The organism is Cyclobacterium xiamenense (genome assembly GCF_009467825.1).
GTDB lineage: Bacteria > Bacteroidota > Bacteroidia > Cytophagales > Cyclobacteriaceae > Cyclobacterium > Cyclobacterium xiamenense.
On sequence record NZ_WIOK01000079.1, the window covers coordinates 1 to 1,163 of the forward strand.

The window sequence follows — 1,163 nt, forward strand, 5'->3', positions numbered from 1 at the left end:
AAGTTAATTATGATATGACGTATTAATTTTGTACCTTTAAAAGAAACTATGAAGAGGTACACTATTAAATTATTGAAAGATGAGGTTGATGAACTCATGTCCATTATCAACAAAGGCTCCCACAGTTCCCATACGTTTCGGGTCGCCTATATTTTATTAAATTGTGATGAGGGAGAATTTTCGGAAAAGGTTACCAATGAACAAATCAGTAAGATTTTGAAGATTGGTATGCGTACCATTGACCGTGTCAAGAAGCGCTTTATTGAAGAGGGTCTTGAAGGTGTATTGGAACGCAAACCGACCAGTCGCATTTACGAGAAGAAAATAGACGGTGAGGTAGAAGCAAAGCTGGTACAATTGTGTTGCAGCGAACCCCCTGCCGGATATTCGAAGTGGTCCCTGAGGCTTTTGGCAGATAAAATGGTAGAGCTTAACTATGTAGACAGTATATCATATGTTGCCGTGGGGAATACATTAAAAAAAATGAACTTAAGCCCTGGAAAGTAAGAGGATGGGTGATACCCCCAAACCAGAACAGTGCTTTTGTAGCAAGTATGGAGGAAGTCCTTGATGTCTACAAAAGACCCTACGATGAAAATAGGCCAGTTGTTTGTATGGACGAGTCTCCTAAACAGTTGATTTCAGAAAGCAGGCAGTCTATTCCAATGGCAAGAGGCAGAGAGGCACGTGTGGATTACGAATATGTTAGGCACGGAATGGTCAATGTATTTATGGCCAATGAGCCTTTGAAAGGAAAAAGAATGGTTGAAATAACCAAATTCAAAAAGAAACAAGATTGGGCTAAGTTCATCAAAAGGATAACTGATGAGATGTACCCTACGGCAAAAAAAATCACATTGGTAATGGATAACTTTAAAACTCATGCTGCATCCTCACTTTACGAAACTTTCCAGCCTGAAGAAGCAAAGAGGATTTGGGATCGGTTTGAGTTCGTTTTCACACCAAAACACGGGAGCTGGCTCAATATGGCAGAAATCGAACTTCATGTGTTAAATGCACAGTGCCTTAACAGGAACATTAGGGATATTGAAACAGTAAAAAGAGAAGTAGAGGCTTGGCAGAATAACCGAAACAATAAAAACAATAAGATAAATTGGCAGTTCACTACTGCCGATTCAAGGATAAAATTAAAAAGACTTTAT

General features: G+C 39.1%; 1 protein-coding gene. It reads left to right on the forward strand.

Annotated features, from left to right (window positions below; genetic code table 11):
* Positions 1–48 precede the first annotated feature (48 nt).
* Positions 49–1,163 (forward strand): IS630 family transposase gene (locus GCU44_RS22915; RefSeq protein ID WP_241685081.1). Its coding sequence is split into 2 segments (ribosomal slippage), with 1,116 coding nucleotides annotated over them: positions 49–475 and positions 475–1,163; the frame shifts between segments, so codons are not numbered across the junction. This gene is flagged as partial in the annotation.